This window comes from Halorhabdus tiamatea SARL4B, assembly GCF_000470655.1.
Taxonomy (GTDB): Archaea; Halobacteriota; Halobacteria; order Halobacteriales; family Haloarculaceae; genus Halorhabdus; species Halorhabdus tiamatea.
The window spans coordinates 2,510,177-2,528,292 of record NC_021921.1; the positions used below are offsets into that span (position 1 = coordinate 2,510,177).

An 18,116-nucleotide genomic window follows, 5' to 3' on the forward strand; every position below is an offset into this window, starting at 1 on the left:
GAGAGGTGCCCCATGCACGCCACAATCGACGTGCGGTTGACCGTTAGCATCGACGACGACAAAACGATACCGCTGGCCACGCTTGCCGAGTTCATCACCGATCAGAACATCGAATCAGTTCTTCTCGAAGGACTCGTCGAGAGCCTCGACGCGGCTCGCGTCGAGGCGCTCTGTGGTGAAAAACACGCCCACGGCAACGGTGACCAGCGCTACCAACGCGCCGGTACCGATACCCGCACGGCCGTCACAACCGCCGGTGAGCACGAATTCGACCTTCACTACGTCGAAGATACCGCCGCTGACCACGACGAACCCAGCTACTTCCGCCCCGTCGAAGATGTTCTTAGCTTCGACGGAGAAAACCGTTATCAGCAGGACATTGCGGCCAAGAGCGTCGATCTCGCTACCTCGCTCAGCTATCGTGACGCCGCTGACCACGGCGACGGCATCCTCTCGGAGATGCCGTCGCCGACCACGATCAACCGCCGCGCCAGAGAATACGGCAGCAAGCTCAAACAGTTCCTTCCAGACTGTGTCGCTGACACAGACGCTGATGCGGTTATTCCTGACGCCACGAAGTGTCACAGTCAAGACGACGACCGCTCGTACCACTCCGTCCAAGCCACGCTCGGCAAAGATACTGCCGAGGAGTCCCGCTCCCTGCTGGATCTCTCGGTCAACGCTGACTGGGACGAGACAGCCGCCGACCTCGACGACATCGACGCAGTCACTGACGACGCGACGGTCGTCAGTGACGCTGAGGAGGGTATGGTCACGGCCTTTACCGACGAAAATCGCAATCACCAACTTGATCTCGTCCACGTCGGCCGAACACTGGACTACAACCTCTGGGACGACGGCGTGTTCTCCTTGGATCGACGAAACGAGATCGTCTCGGAGGTGATCGACGAGGTGTTCCATCTGAAGAATTCGGTCGCCAAGCACCGGCCGGAAGAGGAGTTCGCGGCGATCCGCGAGCGGATCGCGCGAACGACCGAGCGTATCGAGAAGACAGCGTGGCAGTTGGATCAGTACGGGTCAGAGAAGGCTGCGGGGTATCTTCGGCGGTGGGTGCCGTCGATCGTGACGTTTGCCGAGCAGGCTGTCGAGGGGTTCGAGGTGCCGTGGACCTCGAACCCCGTCGAACGGCTGATGGGCGAAGTCAGCAAGCGATGCAAGAACCAGTGGATGCGCTGGACAACGGAGGGATTAGAGGCGATACTCCAGCTTCGGCTGGTGAAGTACGCTGATCCAGAGCACTACCAGGCGTTCCTTGATGAACTGCTCCAGCGATCGACCAAAACAGCAATGAGCTGTGACCTCTCAATTGAGAGTACCAGAGGCAAACTCTAGACCGCTTTGCGACACGACCCACCGATTGTCGGTAGCGTCATCAGCGGGGTCTTCCTGCTGGCCGACCAGCCCTACGAGATCGGCGACATGGTCGAGCTGGCTGATACTGGTCAGCGTGGATTTGTCGAAGATATCACACTGCGATACACCAAGATATTCACGCTCGACAATACGTTCCTGGTGATCCCGAACGGAACCATCAGGGAACGCGACGTCATCAACTACTCCGCGGAGGACACACGCGTCCGGGAATCGATCGAGGTCGTCGTCACCTACGAAGGGGATCTCACGACGGCTCGCGAGCGCTTCGTCGGGGCTGCACGGTCAGTCGATGGCGTCATCGGCGGCGGACCGGACATCAGAGTCGGCGCCGCTCGCTACCCTGCGGGGCCAGTATGCCATGTCGCCGAGTTCGGGGACCACGGTATCGAGTTGACGCTTCGCTACTGGATCAATGAGCCGTACAAGATGCAGGCAAAGCGGTCCCAGATCCAGACGGCGATCTGGGACGCAATCGAGGATCTGGACGTCGAGATCGCCTACCCGCATTCCCAGCTGGTTTTCGACGACACGAGCGGCCAGTTGCGCGTCAGTTCCGGCGAGCAGACGCCTGATTCGGTCGAGCGACCATCCTCCGAGGGGGGCACTGTCGACGGCGAACGATCAGGGGCGGACAACATCTCCAAGTGAGGTCGCCGTCCGTTTCGGCGAGTATCGTCGTGTGAGGGGCGCTTCTTATGGACTCTTTTTGGTTGTGGGGACGCCTGAACGTTTCATCACGGACACGCCCCGAGTTTGGTGATCCTGTCCACTCGGATCGTCTTCGGCGGACAAGGCGCTGGGTAAGTATTAGGGGCCATGGATCCGTCGTCCATCTTACGGGAACGCTCCATGGCCGTCGTGAACGTTCTCGCAATACGGGCCGACAACTACGATGGTATTCAAAAAAGTGACCCTCGTCGGAACCAGCCCCGACGGGTTCGACGCGGCCGTCGACGACGCGATCGACCGGGCGAACGAGACACTCGACGGCGTTCAGTGGATCGAGGTCGACGAACTGGGCGTCGAGGTGGCGTCCGTCGCGGACCGCGAGTATCAGGCAGAAGTCACCGTGGCGTTCGAACTCCAGGACTGAGCGACGCCCAGTCCAGGCCGCCACGGTCATCCGGTGTCGTGATCGGTAGCGAAAGCCATATCCCCCGAGACACGAACGGGGAGGTATGAGCACTCCGCCGGGGGAATACTACACAGCAGAACGGTGGCAAAACTGGATCGAACGGATCGAATCAGAAGACATCGATCCCGAGCAGGAAGACTCGGCTCGTCTCCTGTTGAACCTCCAGGACGATACGGCGATCGCGGTCGCGAAGATCGTCACTGACTACGACGACGGCGAACTCGAAGCCGAGCGCGCCCTCGAAGAGCTCGAGGGCGTCCGTGAGATCGTCCTCGACGACGTCGCCATCGACGACGAGGAGAAGCTGATGGTCGTCGACGGCGTCCAGACGTCACTGGTCTGTGTCTTTTACGCCGCCGAGGAGTACGTCGCCGGCGGTGTCGCCGAGGCGCCGATCGCGGACCTCATCGAGGCGGCGAGCGAGGCCGAGGCCGAGGAGAACATGGACGCCGCGCTGGGGTACTGTGCCCAGGCCGGGACGCGGATCATCGCCGACGAGGCGGAACTCCCGAGAGACGTCGTCGACGACCTGGAGTTCGGGCTGGTCGCCGAGTGGGTCAACGGGTTAGACAGCCTGCAAACGGCGATGAGCGATCCCGAGGTCGTCGAAGAAGACGAGGAGTAGCGCCGACACACAGACTTTTACCCCCGGACGCCGGAAGGACGGGTAATGGAGTTTCGGGCCGACGAGCGCGCGCAGGCGATCCAGATCGGCGCAGTGTTGCTGTTCGCCGTGCTCGTGATCGCGTTCTCGCTGTATCAGGCGTTCGTCGTCCCGAACCAGAACGAACAGATCGAGATGGATCACAGCGTCGAGGTCCAACAACAGCTCCAGGACCTCCGGAATGCGATCGTTTCGATGCCGGGACGCACGTCGGGCACAGGGACGACTATTTCGCTCGGAACGTCGTATCCAGCCCGCATCATCGCCCTCAACCCGGCTCCGCCATCGGGCCGATTATCGACGGACGGCACGGCTGATCCACGGGTGAACCTGACGATCACGAACGCGACCGCTGTCGGCGAGACTGGCGACGTCTGGAACGGATCGACGCGGTCGTACAACACCGGCGGAATCGTCTACGAGCCGAACTACAACCGCTATCGCGATCCGCCGACGACGATCTACGAGAATTCACTGCTGTACAACAGCTTCGACAACGCGGATCTGACGCTCGCCGGTCAGTCGTTGCTTTCGGGCAATCGCATCTCGCTGGTCACGCTCAACGGGTCGCTCAGTCGGTCGAGTAGTGCCTCGACGACCGTCGATACGCGGCCGATCACTAGCTCTGATCGGACGGTACTGGTTGCAGGGAACGCCACGTCGCCGATCACGCTCAATCTGACGACCCGGCTCTCGGCCAGTCGGTGGACGACGCTACTGGAGGACGAGGCAAGCGTCGATACCGTCACGCCTGCGCCGAATGCCGACGCCGTTCCCGGGCCGTTTACGCGCGTTCAGGTTACTCTTGATCCGGGCCAGTATCGCCTGCAGATGGCGAAAGTCGGTGTCGGGACGGGGGCAACGCAGGAGTCGGCGAGCTATTTGACGGATGTTTCACTCAGTGACGAGACGATTACGTGGGGTGAGAACGCGACCGTTGTATTGGAAGTCCGAGATGCGTACAACAACCCGCAGTCCGGGATCACCGTCAACGGGAGTGCTAATCAAGGTTCGATTCATCCGTCCTTGATGACTTCCGATTCCGACGGACGGGTGGCGTTCACCTACAATTCGACTGGCGCGAATGGATCGACGGACCTTAACTTCAGTCTTGACGCGACCGGTTCAGGATTCGATGCCTCGACCCCAGAGAACGGTTCTGTGACTGTCGAAGTTACGTCTCCGCTTCAGTCTGGTGGCGGTGGTGGCGGACCGTTCGATCTTGAGTGGACTGATCCAGGTACGGCAGATTACACGTACGAATTCAATCTCACTGAAAGCCCGAACGCCAACGAACGGACATTCACTGTCCAGACGTTGCTTGAAAACGAGTTGGCGAATATCCGAGATTTGGAGGTGGACTTTGTGGTCGATGATCCCGATGTCGATATTTCGCCGTCCGACACCTTCACCGACGAAGGCGGTGAAGCGACGGTCGATTTCAGCGCGGACAGGAACAAGACTGTCAAACTGTGGGCGATCGGTGGAGGTGGGTCCGATCTCGTGAATGTGACAATAATCAATACTACTAGTGAGGGATTCGCTGGGGACACGACACCACCATCGATTATGAATTGGACAGGAGTAGGTGCTTATGATCGGGGAGATACTAACCAGAATAGTGCAGATGTAGCTGAATTTGATGTCGGCGTTAGTGATGATGCCTCGCTTGACAGACTTGAACTGACCGTCACTGATGGGGGGAACACAATTGGACAAGACACGGTCAATTTGTCAGGTAGCTCTGACCAGATCAATGCTTATGAAATATCGCTCAATCCCGCGCCAAATTTATCGGGAAATAATCAAATAGAAGTGACTATTACTGCAGTGGACGCTTCTGGGAATAGCATGACTTGCACAGGAATAATTGACACTATAAATTCAAATATCACGAAGGGAGATGGCGACTTCCAGTGTAGTTGAAATAATTAATATTTATGGATGAATGAAGTCAAAGATGGCGTTCATGCCCAATCTGAAGTAACCGGCGTAGTCCTCTTGACTGCTGTCGTCGTCATTCTCTCGGTCATCGTAGGCGGGGCAATTCTCACAAACATTGATACGCAGGACGAACCCGTAGCAAATCTCGAAGCGACTGTCGACGCGACGAACGTCACGATCAGTCATCAGGGCGGAACCCAACTGTCCACTGACGAGGTCACCGTCTACTTTCGATCCGGGAATACGGAACGCCACTCGCTGAGCACTATCGAGGAACTACAAGGGAATTTCGATCCCGGAGAAACCGTTCGTCACACCCACAACGCAACAGGGGTCGTCACCGTCTTCGTCGTCCACGAACCGTCGAATACCCTGCTTTACGACCGTGATTTCGATGTCCCTCTACCACTACAGGACACTACAGCCCCAATCGCAAACCTATCTATAACTCCGACAGTTCCGACAGTCGGCGAAGCAGTGACTCTTGACGCGAGCGATTCCGTTGCTTCGAACGATTCGATCATCGGCTATGCATGGGATCTCGACGGCGATTGGAACTACGAACAGTCCGGCAATGCGACGATCACGAAACAGTTCACTGATCCAGGAAATCAAACGATAAGAGTACGAGTGGCTGATAGTAAGGGGGGTACAAATACGACCTCCCAGCAAGTTCGTATCAATGCCCCCCCTGTGGCCGCGTTTACCTCCAACCCGCGGCCGGCTATCGTCAACAAGACAGTTTTGTTCACTGCGTCGAATTCAATAGATCCCGACGGTTCGATCACCAGCTACGATTGGGATTTCAACAACGATAGCAACTTCGAAGCGAGTGGTACCACATCCACGCAGACGTTCGATGCTAGTGGTGTCTATCCGGTAACACTTCGGGTAACTGACGCCGATAACGAGACAAACACGACGTCGACAACGATCACAGTCACGGACGAACCGCTCGCTCGCTTCACCTACAGCCCAAATGCGCCTGGAACTGGCGAAGGAATATCCTTCGACGCAAGTGCTTCGAACGATCCCGATGGTTCGATTCTCAGCTACGACTGGGACTTCGATGGCGACGGCACGGTCGACGGAAGTGGCGAGTCTGTCACCCATACCTACTATGCGCCGTATCGGTACAACGTGACGCTGAACGTGACGGACGATTCAGGGGCGAGCAACGTGACGACGCAAACAGTACTGGCCAATAGCCCACCGGACGCTAACTTTACGTCGAACTGCGAAGGAAGTGAGTGTGGGTTCGATGCGTCGACGTCAACCGACGACGGCACGATTGCAAACTACACGTGGACGTTCGACGACGGCAATACGACGACCACGAACGACCCCGTTCTTAATCACACCTACGCCCAGAGTGGTACTTACAACGTCACGCTCACGGGGACTGACGGCTTCGGGGCGACGAACGCAACCTCACAAACTATTTCCGTAGACACGGAACCGCCAACAATTGAGAACGCAACGCTGCAAGATGGCGACGGCAACGCATTCGTCACCAATGGTGATACCGTTTCGATCTCAGCGACCGTCTCTGATTCATTCTCGGGCATTTCGACGGCAACAGCCGACGCATCGTCACTGGACGCTGGGACGGTCACGCTCACTGATCCTGACGGTGATGGAATCTACAACGCGACTATCTCGGTTGGGGCCTCGCCCACAGAGGGGTCACAGTCAGTGACAATTACCGCGGTCGACAATGCCTCGAACACGGCGAGTGCGATGACCAACACGTTGACCGTGGACATAACGCCACCGAGCATTACGAACTTCTCGGTCGTAGACGAGAGTGAATTCAATTTTATCGTCATCTATTGGGAGTTTATAGAGTCGTTCGGGGTCGAGTGGGAAACAACGGACGACCACCTCGTCCAAACAACGGTTTACGTCAATCGGTCCGGAACGCTTCAAGACACGTATCCCGGCCAGTCGGGGGATGAAACGTATGAAAATACGCGAATGTACGAAACGTCCGGACGCGAGCACACCGTCACTATAGTTGCCGTCGATGAGGCTGGAAACGAGGCCTGTCGGACTGTGACGGACACTGCCGACGGAAGTGATCCACCCGATTCGGCGTATAAATCATGTTGAGGGGGTCGATTTCGACAGTCGACGAATTCACAGTCGACAAAATCATAAGGCACCTCCACGTCACCACGGACGAATCATGACTACAGTGGGCATCGACGCTGTCGAGATCCGCACTGGCAACCTCAAACTCGATCTGCCGGAGACGTTCGCTCCCGAGAAGGGCGAAGACCCCGAGAAATATACAAAAGGGCTCGGCCTCCACGCGAGTTCGTTCCCGGACGTCTACGAGGACATCGTCACGATGGGTGCGAACGCGGCCAAGCGCCTGATGGACCGAAAGGGGCTGGAACCCGACGATATCGGCCGGATCGACGTCGCGACCGAGAGCGCGTTCGACCACTCCAAGCCGGCCTCGACGTACATCGCCGGGTGTCTCGAAGACGTCTACGAGGGGGACTTCCATCACGCCAACAAGGGCGAGCGGAAGTTCGCCTGCGTCGCGGGCACGCAGGCCGTCGACGACGCGGTCAACTGGATCCAGGCCGGGAAGAATCGAGGACGGGCCGCACTCGTGATCGCTACCGACACTGCACTCTACGAGCGCGGCGACTCCGGCGAGGCGACCCAGGGTGCGGGCGCAGTCGCGATGTTGATCGACGAGGATCCGAGCCTCACGTCGGTCGATCCCGTCCAGGGCTTTGGCAGCGCCGACGAGACGGACTTCCTCAAGCCCAACCAGCAGTTCCCGAGCGTCGACGGCAAGCGCTCGATGCAGGTGTATCTCGCCCGGATGCGCGAGGCTCTCCAGGACGTCGAGAGCCAGCGTGACCTCCATCCCGACGACTTCGCGGTCGTCCCGTTCCACATTCCGTTCCCGGGCATGGTCCGGAAGGGTGCAGCACTCGGCTTCCGGCACATCTCGCGTGGCACGGACGTCGAGGAGGAACTCGCCGAAGAGATCGGGATGCAGCCCCGGCGTGAGGACTTCGAAGACGACGAAGCCTTCCGTGATGCACTCACGGAGTACACCGACGATCTGACCGGCACCGACCGGTATCGCGAGTGGTACGACCGGACGGTCGAGCCGACACTCGGCATCTCCCGACACGTCGGCAACTGGTACACTGGCTCGGTCCACCTGGCACGGGCGTCCGCGCTCAAAGAAGCCCGTGAAGGGGGCCGTGACCTCGACGACGCCGAGATGATGGTCTGCTCGTACGGCAGCGGGGCGCAGGCCGAGATCCACATCGAGACCGTCCAGCCCGGCTGGGAGGAAGAGATCGCCCAGCTCAACGTCGACGAACAGCTCCGAGCGCGCAAGGACATCACCTTCGCGGAGTACGAACAGATCCACGAGGTTCACAACTACGACGAGACGACCGACATCGACGCGTTCACCACGCCCGAAGAAGAGTTCGTCTTCGACGGCTGGGGTCGCATGGGCGAGCGCAAGTACACGTACGTCGAATAGCCGCTCGGTCGCTACCACTCCGTAGACGGCCGTTGCGGAGCAGCATGGAGGCCGCCTCGCCGGTCCGGACCCGGACCGACAGCGGGAACGGGATGTGGCCGTGGCTGGCCCATCGTGTTCGCGGCCGCATCCCCTCGCTGTCTTTCTCTCAGAACTGTGTTCCGAGTCGATCGAGCATCGCGGCTAACTCCTGGGTCGTCGCTCCCAGCGCGAACCCGTCGACACGGGCCAGATCGGCCGCGCGGTCCCAGACGTCTTCCGGCTCGATCCCGTGGAGCACGACCGCGTTCGGCGTGGGGTTGACGACCCGCATCGCGACCAGCGGCGACTCCCCGCGGGTGACGTTCGTGAACACGAGCGCGCGGTTCGAACTCTGGCCGTACAGCCGATAGAACTCCTCGCTTGAGAGCCGCGTGATCGCCTCGATACTGTCGATGACGGTGTGACCGACGACGGTCTCCTGGCTCCCGGGTGCGAGTTCCGTCGCGTCGATCGCCTCGAAGTACCGTTCGATCGGCACTGCCGCCGAGAACTCCCGGAGGTCCGAGACAATGTCGTTGTCGAAACCGGCCGAGATGACCCGGGCGTGCTGGCGGATGTGTCGCCCGCCGCGGCGCTGGTCGATGGCGAGCAGCGCCGAAACCATCCGGTTGACGACCCCGATTCCGGGATTGTCACGCCGGCCACTCTCGTAATCGGAGACGACTGACGGCGAGACGTCGAGTTCGGCTGCGAGGTCCGATTGAGCGATCTCGAAGTCCGTCCGCCACTTTCGGATGGTCTCGCCCGGTCGATCACTCGTCGCAATTTCGCCCGCGATCTGCTTCGCGAGGCGGTCGCGACCCGATCCGCTGTCCATACGTGTCCATGTAGATACGCAGGGATAAATCCCGTCGAAGTCCGATTCGACAAAAGACGAATTTCGGTGTCTGGAGACCGCGCTGGAACCGACACAACCCATATTTTCGTCCGGCCCCATTCAGCTGTATGCCCTCGACGGTGGTACATCTGGCTCTCGCGGGGCTGATCGCGGCGGCGTTGCTCGGGCGAGCGTTCGACTGGCGTGCACTCGCCGTCGTGCTCGGGCTAGTGGTGGTCCCCGACCTCGATGCCTTTGCCGGCCTCGTCATTCCAGGCGGACACCGGGCACTCCTGCATACGCTGTTGTTCCCGGCCGCACTCGCCGTTCTGATTTACTACGACACCCGGATCCGTTCGACGTCCTGGCTTGCGGCCCGATTCGACGGGTACGGCCCCCGAGTCGCGTGGGTCGGAGTCCTGGCGATCGTCTTCGCGGGGATCGCCCCGGATCTGGTCGGGGCCGGCGCGAACATCCTCTACCCGATCCACGATCAGTTCTACGCGTTCAACGGGAAGCTCGAACTTTCGACCCAGCGCGGACTCGTCCAGACGTTCGTGGATCTCTCGCCGACAGCGACTGACGGTGGTGGGGCTGCGGTCGGATCGACTGCTGACGTTCACGTCAGTTCGGGTGTCGACCCGACTCGTGGACCGGAATCCGCAGACGTCGACCGGGTTTTCCCGGTTGCCCGGTCGGGCACCCAACTCCTGCTCGTGGTCACCAGTCTCGTCGTCGTCGGCGTCCGGCTGGTCGAGTCTCGGCTGTCGGGGCGTCGGCCAGCCGAGTGACCTCACCCGCCGAAGTCACGCCAGCGCGTCAGTCGGACCGCAAGCGCTACGAAGACGACAGCCATCCCGCCAAGCATCGCGAACGCCGGCCACACTCCGTCAGTCGTGCCGACGATCATGAGTCGGCGGAGTCCCCGGTGGAACTGATAGAGCGGCATGAGTCGGCCGATCGTCTGCAGCGTCTCGGGCATGATGTCGATCTCCCAGAACACGCCCGAGAGGAACATCATCGGGAATGCGATCGAGCCGCCGAGGCTGCTCGCCGCGTCTGGATTCGGCAGCAGACTCCCCAGGGTCATTCCAAGCGCGGAAAAGGCGATCGCCCCGAGCAAAACGAGCGCGATCGAAAGCGGGCCGGGAATCACGGTCACGCCGAACAGGACGGCCGCGACGACGAGCATCACCCCCGAAAGCAAGAGCGCGAGCAGCGACTGCTGGAGGACGTTCGCGACGATCCAGTCGCGCTTTCGCAGGGGCGTCGCCACGAGTCGCTTGAGTGTGCCGTCCTGATGGAACCCGGCGATGACGCCGGGCACGGTCATCACGCCGTTGATCAACACCAGCGTCGCGATGAACGCGGGGAGGTAGTAGTCCGTCGACGTCAGCCCCGCCGACCCGATCGTTCCCGACTCGAGACTGACGGGCGGTTCCTCGACGCCGATCGACCGCTGGTTGAACTCGGCGACGACGGTCGAGAGGATGCCACGAACGACGGCCGCAGACTGGTCGTCCGGCGGGGCGTAGAACTGTAGCCTCGCGCCGGTTGCGTTCGCGGGCACTTCCTGCTGGTCGGCCTGATCCAGCCCCGACTGGACGGTGGCCCGCTCGCTTTCGTTCAGGTCGTCCTGAACACGCCTAACGGTGTCTCGGATGATGGCTATGCGAACTCGACCGCTCTGGGCGCGGACATCTTCGGCGAACCCTTCGGGGAGGACCAGCACGCGAGATCCGTCTCCGTCGCCCTCCTGACTCCACTCCGTCAGATTTCGATCGGCATCCAGGTGCCGGACGTTCAGCGGGTCGATCCCCTCCAGGTTCTCGACGAACGTCGCCGAGAGGTTCGTCGCCTCGCCGTCGGTCCCGACGTCCTGATTCTGGACGACGAGGCCGAACGACGGCGCACTCGCCGCAAAGACCGTACTGAATATCATCAGCAGGATGATCGGGAACAGCACGACGAAAAAGACCGTCTCCCGCGAGCGCGACCAGTCGCGCAACAGCGCGCCAAGCAGGGCGGCGATCCGTCTCATTGTAGATCTCCCCGAGCGTCCGGTGTCCCACCGGCCAGTCGCAGGAACACGTCTTCCATCCCGGCGCTAATCAGGTCGATCGCCCGACCGTTCCCCTCCTGGTGGAGTCGGCTGTAGGTCTCCTGGGCGCGGTCGCGGTCCTCGAACAGCCCGACGAGATCGCCACTCTCGGTGTGATAGACCTCCGTTGCGGCGTCCTCGAGGATCGGTCTGACCGATTCGTCTGTCTCTGGCTCACTGTCAGTACCGCCTCGCCTGACGACGACCTTGATCGCCCCGCCGTAGCGCTCGATCAGGTTCGGGACGGTGTCGATAGCCTCGATCCGCCCGTCGAGAAGAAGTGCGGCCCGGTCGGCGAGGCGTTCGACCTCTTCCATGTAGTGGGTCGTGAGGACGACTGTTGTCCCGTGATCCGCGAGCCCCTCGATCTGCTCCCAGGTCCTGCGGCGGGCGTCGGGATCGAGGCCGGTCGTCGGCTCGTCCAGAAAGAGCACCGTGGGATCGCTGACGAGCGCCATCGCCATCCCGGTTCGGCGCTTGAGTCCGCCCGACAGGGAGTCAAACGGTGTTCCCGCCCATTCGGTGAGATCGAGTTCTTCGAGGATCGCGTCGACGGCGTGTCCCTCGTCGTACAGCCGCCGAACGAGCGCGACGTTCTCCCGGACTGTGAGGCGATCGAACGTGTGAAACGACTGCGGGACGACGCCGATGTCGGCCTTTATGGCACGCGAGTCGGTGCGTAGATCTCGTCCCAGGACGGTCGCCGACCCCGCTGTCGGGGTCCGGAGACACTCGAGCATCTCGACCGTCGTGGTCTTGCCCGCGCCGTTAGGCCCGACCAGCGCGAAGACCTCCTCGGCCCGGATGTCGAAACTCACACCGTCGACGGCGACCGTCTCGCCGTAGGTCTTCCGAAGATCGGAGACCCGAACGACTCCCTCGTCTGCGTCCGATGGTGGGGAACTCATTGATGGATATGCGACCTTCTGGCCCATGTTTAATAAAAGTGCATTTTAATAAAAGTATAGCAGAAATGAAGTTATCGCGTTCGAATCTCGGTGGTCACGCGGTGGGTCGAAGTGCCTTGGCTCGGTCCGATCGATATCGAGTCGTTGGTCTCGACGATTCACGACCTCCCTGTCGTCTCCGGGCGGTCGTAGTTCCCGCTCTTGCAGTCGGTATCGGCGGCTGCTTTTCCGACTGTCCAGCCGATCCAATCGGCGTCATCCACCGCCGCATTTAATACAGGCTATCACGAAAAATAACTCATGTCATCGATCGAACTCACGCCGAGTCAGCAAAACATCTTGCAGGAACTCGTCAACCTCTATCGCGATTCGGAAAGTGCGGTAAAGGGCGAGGAGATCGCGGAGCGAGTCAACCGTAACCCGGGCACGATTCGCAACCAGATGCAGAGTCTGAAAGCCCTCCAGCTCGTCGAGGGGGTTCCCGGACCAAAAGGTGGGTACAAACCGACGGCGAACGCCTACGACGCCCTCCAGATCCAGGACATGGATCACGCCGCGGAGGTCCCGCTGTTTCACAACGGCGAGGAGATCGAGGAGGCCAACGTCGCCGAGATCAACCTCGCGAGCGTCCATCACCCGCAGAACTGTCGTGCGGAGGTCACGCTCCAGGGCTCGCTCGCCGACTACGACGAGGGCGACAGCGTCACGGTCGGCCCGACGCCGCTGTCGAAACTTCAGATTGTCGGCACGCTCGACGGCAAGGACGACACCTCGAACAAACTCATTCTGACGATCGACGACATGGTCGCGCCGGCCGAAGCGCCCGAACACTGACGCCGTTTTCTGCGTTCCCTGTCGTTGGCCTCGCTGTCGACGTGAACCGTGTGCTACGGTCCCATGCACCGCCGATCGGGTGATTTCAAAGGGTTTGTAACCGGGCCTCGCTGACGAGCGAGTATGACTGAGTCGGTGGTCGTTCTCGGTTCCGGGTACGCCGGCGTGGGCGCGATTCAGCGCCTCGAGTCGGCGCTCGGAGACCGGGCCGACCTCACGTGGGTGTCCGATCGACCGTATCACCTCGTCCTCCACGAAGTTCATCGCTGTATTCGCGAACCCACCGTCGAGGAGCACGTCACGATTCCGATCGAGGAACTCAAATCGCCGTCTACCACGTTCGTCGAAGGCCACGTCGAAACGATCGACGTCGACGATCGGTCCGTCGAACTCGCCGACAGCGAGCCGATCGAGTACGATTATCTGCTGGTAGCCATCGGCAGTCGAACGGCGTTCTTCCGCATCGACGGCCTCGAAGCACACGCGCTGACACTCAAGGGCCTGGATGACGCGCTCGCGATCCACGACGCGGTCGAATCGGCTGCCGAGACCGCATCCACAGCTGATCCGGCGCGGGTTGTCGTCGGCGGGGCCGGCCAGACCGGCGTCCAGGTCGCCGGTGAGGTGGCCGCCTATCGCGAGGAGACGTCCTCGCCGATCGAAGTCGTGCTGGTCGAGGGACTCGAGTCGGTCCTGCCGGGGGAAAACCGGTCGTTCCAGTCGGTGATCCGCGAGCGCCTCGAGGAGCGTTCGATCGATCTCCGGACGGGCAACTTCGTGAGCAAAGTCGACGACGAACGGGTCTACTTCGACGACGGTGACGACCTCGCTTACGACGTCCTCGTCTGGACCGGCGGGATCACCGGACAGAGCGCGATGGCCGACGTTCGAGTCGGGAAGGACCACAGGAGCAACCGGCTCAAAACCGCGACGACGTTCCAGACGGACGACGAGCGGGTCTTCGCGCTGGGGGACGCGGCCTTGGTCGACCAGCCGGGCGAGGAGCCGGCACCACCCAACGCACAGGCTGCCTGGCAGGCGGCCGACGTCGCCGCCGAAAACATCGCCCGGTCGATCCGCGGGCAACCACTCTCGGAGTGGCGCTACGAGAACAAGGGAACAGTCGTCTCCGTCGGTGACGAAGCGGTCGCCACCGACGTGATGTACAGTCCCGTCGAGACGTTCAACGGGATGGCAGCCGAACTCCTGAAGAAAGTGATCGCAACCCGCTGGATTGCCGACGTGTCCTCGATTTCCCGGGCCGTTTCGGCCTGGTCCGAGATGTAATTCTGGCGTGGCCGTCCCGTACGAATCAGTCTCCGTCGGAGTAATCAGCCATTTCGATACGTCTCGGCGTTAGGCTTCGGTCGTCCGATCGTAGGCGTCTTTCAGCGATCCCAGGAACCGGTGGTACGGGAACCCGACGCCGATCCGACGGGCGACGAGCGCGACTGGCAACAGCATGATCCCGACGAGCAGCGTCACCTGGTACACCACGGCCAGGCCGACTCGTTGCAGGTGCGTTTCCATTGGTCCTCATCTGAGCCTCGCCCGTGACAAGTATATAAGTGTTATTGATATGTGGATTATGAATGGGTAGATTATTATAATTCGATACGCTCCTGTCGGGCGGTTCAACCTGGGTTGTACTATACTCAACGAGACAGGATATTGGCGGGCCCGAAACATACGAGGCTCGTTGGGTCGAGGCGACGTAGCCATAAGTTATCGCCATTATTGGCGTGACGTGCGCAGGTGGCTGTCTCAATTTCGAGCGGAGCGACATCGGGAAATCAAAACACACGAGTAGGCCCGCGGGTAGAGTGCAACTATGAACTACCTCGTGGCGATGGAAGCAGCCTGGCTGGTTCGTGACGTAGAGAACATCGACGATGCGATCGGCGTCGCCGTTAGCGAGGCTGGCAAGCGCCTCAACGACCAGGACATGGACTACGTCGAGGTCGAAGTCGGTGCCACGACCTGTCCCGCGTGCGGTGAACCGTTCGACTCGGCCTTCATCGCAGCCGACACCGCACTGGTGGGTCTCGTCCTGGAGATGAAGGTGTTCAACGCAGAGAGCGTCGAACACGCCCAGCGGATCGCGAAAAGTGAGATCGGCGGCGCGCTGCGGGACGTCCCGCTGAAGATCGTCGAGACGATCGAGTACGCCGAGGACGAGGAGCCGCCGACCGAACCCAGCGAGTGACGTCCGTCGGGTGAGTTCCGGATTCGGGTCGTGGCCAGTTGACCTCGAGAGCCGGTGGCTTTTTGTATTACCTATGGTTATCGCGTCGTATGGAACTGCCGACTCCAGCGGACTTACGCGAGCGCCGGACGGGCCTCGGACTCACCCAGAGCGAACTCGCCGATCGCGCGGACGTCTCCCAGCCGCTGATCGCCAGAATCGAGGGTGGCGACGTCGATCCGCGACTCTCGACGCTCCGACGGATCGTCAACGCGCTTCAGGAGGCCGAAGGTGGGATCCTCCGGGCGGCGGACCTGATGAACAGCCCGATCGTCAGCGTCGCGCCCGACGACAGCGTCCGGGAAGCCAAACAGCTGATGGACCGTGAGGGCTACTCGCAGGTTCCGGTCATCCGCAACGGGCGGCCGGACGGTCTCATCGGGAACTCGGACATCCGCCAGCGCCAGGGGGACAACGTCGGGGAACTCCCCGTCGCCGAGGTGATGCACGAGTCGATCACGACCGTCGAACCGGACGCGACCTTAGAGGAGATCGACGCGTACCTCGATCACCACGACGCCGTCCTCGTGGTCGAAGGCGGCGAGACCGTCGGCATCATCACCGACGCCGACATCGCTGCCAACGTGAGCTAATCTGTGTCGGTTTGAGCCAGTTGTCGACTCCCCTCGGGTTGGTTTTCGGGTTTCCTTGCTGAGTCTGGCCGCTTCCAGAGAAAGCGTTAAGTATTACCATGTCTTTTGTTAGCGTGGAACCGCGCCGGGTGGTTCCCGACGGGAACGACCGTCGTGAACGTCCGGGAGACGCACCGTGCGCAAACGACGATTGCCTCCGCCGATTATTCGGCGGAGTTTCCGTTTTCACTCACTCAACAGTCTCGACTGTCGATCTGCCGGTGTGAGAACGTTCGTATGGCTCCGGGACCAACCGTGGGTATGGCCAGGCCCGGCCGGTTGCCGGTCGAGTCCACTGGAGAGGACCGACTCGTCCTCCACGTCGACATGGACTGTTTCTATGCGGCCTGCGAGCGACGCCGCGAACCCGAGCTCCGGGGCGAACCGGTGATCGTTGGGATGGGATACGAGCCGGGGGAGACGTCGGGCGCAGTGGCGACCGCGAGCTACGAGGCACGCGCACACGGCGTCGAGAGTGCTCAATCGATCGAGCGGGCGCTCGAACTCCTGGCCCGACGCGAGACTGCAGACCCTGACGCCGAGCCGACCGCCTACTACCGCCCCGTCGATATGTCCTACTACGAGGACGTCAGCGAACAGGTCCGGTCCGTCCTCTCGGCATACGCAGATGTCGTGCGCGCTGTCAGCATCGACGAAGCGTACCTCGACGTAACCGAACGGACCGATTGGGAGTCGGTCGAAAACTTCGCTGCCGATCTGAAAGACGAGATCGCTGAAACAGTTGGCGTCGAGGCGAGCGTCGGCGTCGCGCCGACGATGAGCGCCGCGAAGATCGCGAGCGACCACGACAAGCCTGACGGACTCACGGTCATTGAACCAGGTAACGTCCGGTCGTTTCTGGCCCCCCTCGACGTCGAGGATATCCACGAAGTCGGTCCGAAGACGGCCGCAGAACTCGCCGAGATGGGGATCGAGACGGCGAGCGATCTCGCGGCGGCCGATCCGGCGGCGCTCACCGATCGCTTCGGCGAACGCGGCCGGTCGATCTACCGGTACGCTCGCGGCGAGGACGACCGCGAGGTGACGCCGGTCGGAAAGCCCAAGAGTCTCTCCCGGGAGACCTCGTTGCCGGCTGCCCAAGGGGATAGGGAGACCGTCCGCGAGCAGGTGCGCACGCTCGCCGAAGCGGTGGCCGATAGAGCGAATCGTCGCGACGCGCTCTATCGGACGATCGGGATCAAGGTCGTCACCCCGCCCTTCGATATCCACACCCGCGAACGATCGCTGTCTGGCCCGGTCGACCGACCCGCCCTCGTTCGCTCCGTCGCGCTCGATCTCCTCACGGAGTTCGCCGACTGCGAGGTTCGGAAGGTCGGCGTGTTCGTCTCCGGGCTCTCCTTTTCGGCGGGCGATCAGGCCAGTCTCGGTGAGTGGGACGACGGAGGCGACGGTACGGGGGCGCGGTCGGACTCTCGACCGCCCGCCGACAGCCCCCGACTGTCCGGCCAGACGACGCTTGCGGACTTCCAGTGAGTCGGGCTCACTCCAGGCCGCTGTCGAGGTTCTCCAGCAGTTTCCCGGCGAACAACCCGAGCCGTGGCGAAATGGCGTCGGGATCGTCCGAGGGAGCCTCGACAGGATGGGTCGCGAGCGCGCGGACGAACTGCTCGCCGTGGGTCATCGCGGCCATCATGTCGACGACGTCGACGGTCAGTCCCTCGTCGGAGGTGTCCATCTCCGGGTGGCGCTCTTTTTCCTCGGGCGTGTAGGCGATGGTCCAGGACGGCCCGCCGACCAGATCGAGGACGGCATCGACGCCGCCGACTTCGACGCGATCGCCGTCGCTGGCGACGTAGACGGTCCCGTTCTCGACGATCGTCTCGTACCGGGCCATTGCTGGCGGTCTTCTCCCTGA

The 18,116-nt window shown here is 61.4% G+C and carries 18 protein-coding genes and 1 pseudogene; 13 read left to right on the plus strand and 6 right to left on the minus strand.

Going from position 1 to position 18,116, the window contains the following annotated elements; genetic code table 11:
- Positions 1-12: 12 nt before the first annotated feature.
- The 4 genes and pseudogenes from HTIA_RS12390 to HTIA_RS12405 all read left to right on the plus strand — a co-directional run bounded on the left by HTIA_RS12390 (position 13) and on the right by HTIA_RS12405 (position 3,155).
- A complete protein-coding gene (locus HTIA_RS12390; protein WP_008524214.1) occupies positions 13-1,353 on the plus strand; it encodes an ISH6 family transposase in 1,341 nt (446 codons plus the stop codon).
- A 21-nt stretch (positions 1,354-1,374) separates the two neighbouring features.
- Positions 1,375-2,043 (plus strand): annotated as a pseudogene (locus HTIA_RS12395) (mechanosensitive ion channel family protein); the annotation flags it as partial.
- A 244-nt stretch (positions 2,044-2,287) separates the two neighbouring features.
- Positions 2,288-2,488, plus strand: coding sequence for a dodecin (locus HTIA_RS12400; protein WP_008524040.1), 201 nt, complete (start codon positions 2,288-2,290; stop codon positions 2,486-2,488).
- 85 nt (positions 2,489-2,573) lie between these two features.
- Positions 2,574-3,155 carry a DUF2150 family protein gene (locus HTIA_RS12405; RefSeq protein ID WP_008524041.1) on the plus strand — a complete coding sequence of 194 codons (582 nt, stop codon included), beginning with the start codon at positions 2,574-2,576 and terminating at the stop codon, positions 3,153-3,155.
- Here HTIA_RS12405 and HTIA_RS16435 read toward each other — a convergent pair.
- Positions 3,096-3,353 (minus strand): hypothetical protein, encoded by a 258-nt coding sequence (locus HTIA_RS16435; protein WP_148290961.1) that lies wholly within the window; start codon positions 3,351-3,353, stop codon positions 3,096-3,098. The genes HTIA_RS12405 and HTIA_RS16435 overlap by 60 nt on opposite strands.
- Here HTIA_RS16435 and HTIA_RS12410 point away from each other — a divergent pair.
- The 3 genes from HTIA_RS12410 to hmgB all read left to right on the plus strand — a co-directional run bounded on the left by HTIA_RS12410 (position 3,330) and on the right by hmgB (position 8,661).
- A complete protein-coding gene (locus HTIA_RS12410; RefSeq protein ID WP_158413127.1) occupies positions 3,330-5,120 on the plus strand; it encodes an Ig-like domain-containing protein in 1,791 nt (596 codons plus the stop codon). The genes HTIA_RS16435 and HTIA_RS12410 overlap by 24 nt on opposite strands.
- Positions 5,121-5,138: 18 nt before the next feature.
- Entirely contained in the window at positions 5,139-7,250 is a 2,112-nt protein-coding gene (locus HTIA_RS12415) for a PKD domain-containing protein (RefSeq protein ID WP_008524043.1), read from the plus strand.
- Between the two features lie 76 nt (positions 7,251-7,326).
- A complete protein-coding gene (hmgB, locus tag HTIA_RS12420; RefSeq protein WP_008524044.1) occupies positions 7,327-8,661 on the plus strand; it encodes a hydroxymethylglutaryl-CoA synthase in 1,335 nt (444 codons plus the stop codon).
- Positions 8,662-8,809: 148 nt separating this feature from the next.
- Here hmgB and HTIA_RS12425 read toward each other — a convergent pair whose 3' ends face one another.
- Positions 8,810-9,520, minus strand: a complete 711-nt coding sequence (locus HTIA_RS12425; RefSeq protein ID WP_008524045.1) for a helix-turn-helix domain-containing protein — start codon at positions 9,518-9,520, stop codon at positions 8,810-8,812.
- Positions 9,521-9,648: 128 nt separating this feature from the next.
- Between HTIA_RS12425 and HTIA_RS12430 the strand changes: the two genes are divergently transcribed.
- Positions 9,649-10,311 (plus strand): metal-dependent hydrolase, encoded by a 663-nt coding sequence (locus tag HTIA_RS12430; protein ID WP_008524047.1) that lies wholly within the window; start codon positions 9,649-9,651, stop codon positions 10,309-10,311.
- Between the two features lie 2 nt (positions 10,312-10,313).
- Here the strand turns inward: HTIA_RS12430 and HTIA_RS12435 are convergent, their stop codons facing one another.
- Both HTIA_RS12435 and HTIA_RS12440 read right to left on the minus strand, forming a co-directional pair.
- Entirely contained in the window at positions 10,314-11,561 is a 1,248-nt protein-coding gene (locus HTIA_RS12435; protein ID WP_008524049.1) for an ABC transporter permease, read from the minus strand.
- A complete protein-coding gene (locus tag HTIA_RS12440) occupies positions 11,558-12,529 on the minus strand; it encodes an ABC transporter ATP-binding protein (RefSeq protein ID WP_008524051.1) in 972 nt (323 codons plus the stop codon). Before HTIA_RS12440 ends, HTIA_RS12435 begins: the two co-directional genes overlap by 4 nt.
- Before the next feature lie 300 nt (positions 12,530-12,829).
- Between HTIA_RS12440 and HTIA_RS12445 the strand changes: the two genes are divergently transcribed.
- Both HTIA_RS12445 and HTIA_RS12450 read left to right on the plus strand, forming a co-directional pair.
- A complete protein-coding gene (locus tag HTIA_RS12445) occupies positions 12,830-13,363 on the plus strand; it encodes an Rrf2 family transcriptional regulator (protein ID WP_008524053.1) in 534 nt (177 codons plus the stop codon).
- Between the two features lie 123 nt (positions 13,364-13,486).
- Complete coding sequence (locus HTIA_RS12450) at positions 13,487-14,650, plus strand: NAD(P)/FAD-dependent oxidoreductase (RefSeq protein ID WP_008524054.1); 1,164 nt, start codon at positions 13,487-13,489, stop codon at positions 14,648-14,650.
- Positions 14,651-14,719: 69 nt separating this feature from the next.
- Here HTIA_RS12450 and HTIA_RS16905 read toward each other — a convergent pair whose 3' ends face one another.
- Complete coding sequence (locus HTIA_RS16905) at positions 14,720-14,893, minus strand: hypothetical protein (RefSeq protein WP_008524055.1); 174 nt, start codon at positions 14,891-14,893, stop codon at positions 14,720-14,722.
- A gap of 301 nt (positions 14,894-15,194) precedes the next feature.
- On the opposite strand from HTIA_RS16905, the gene HTIA_RS12455 reads away from it, so the two are divergent.
- From HTIA_RS12455 to dinB, 3 genes are all read left to right on the plus strand, one after another.
- A complete protein-coding gene (locus tag HTIA_RS12455) occupies positions 15,195-15,569 on the plus strand; it encodes a DUF555 domain-containing protein (RefSeq protein ID WP_008524056.1) in 375 nt (124 codons plus the stop codon).
- An 89-nt stretch (positions 15,570-15,658) separates the two neighbouring features.
- A complete protein-coding gene (locus tag HTIA_RS12460) occupies positions 15,659-16,201 on the plus strand; it encodes a CBS domain-containing protein (RefSeq protein ID WP_008524057.1) in 543 nt (180 codons plus the stop codon).
- 300 nt (positions 16,202-16,501) lie between these two features.
- Positions 16,502-17,734, plus strand: a complete 1,233-nt coding sequence (gene dinB / locus HTIA_RS12465) for a DNA polymerase IV (protein WP_008524058.1) — start codon at positions 16,502-16,504, stop codon at positions 17,732-17,734.
- 7 nt (positions 17,735-17,741) lie between these two features.
- Here dinB and HTIA_RS12470 read toward each other — a convergent pair whose 3' ends face one another.
- Complete coding sequence (locus HTIA_RS12470; protein ID WP_008524059.1) at positions 17,742-18,095, minus strand: hypothetical protein; 354 nt, start codon at positions 18,093-18,095, stop codon at positions 17,742-17,744.
- Positions 18,096-18,116: the final 21 nt, after the last annotated feature.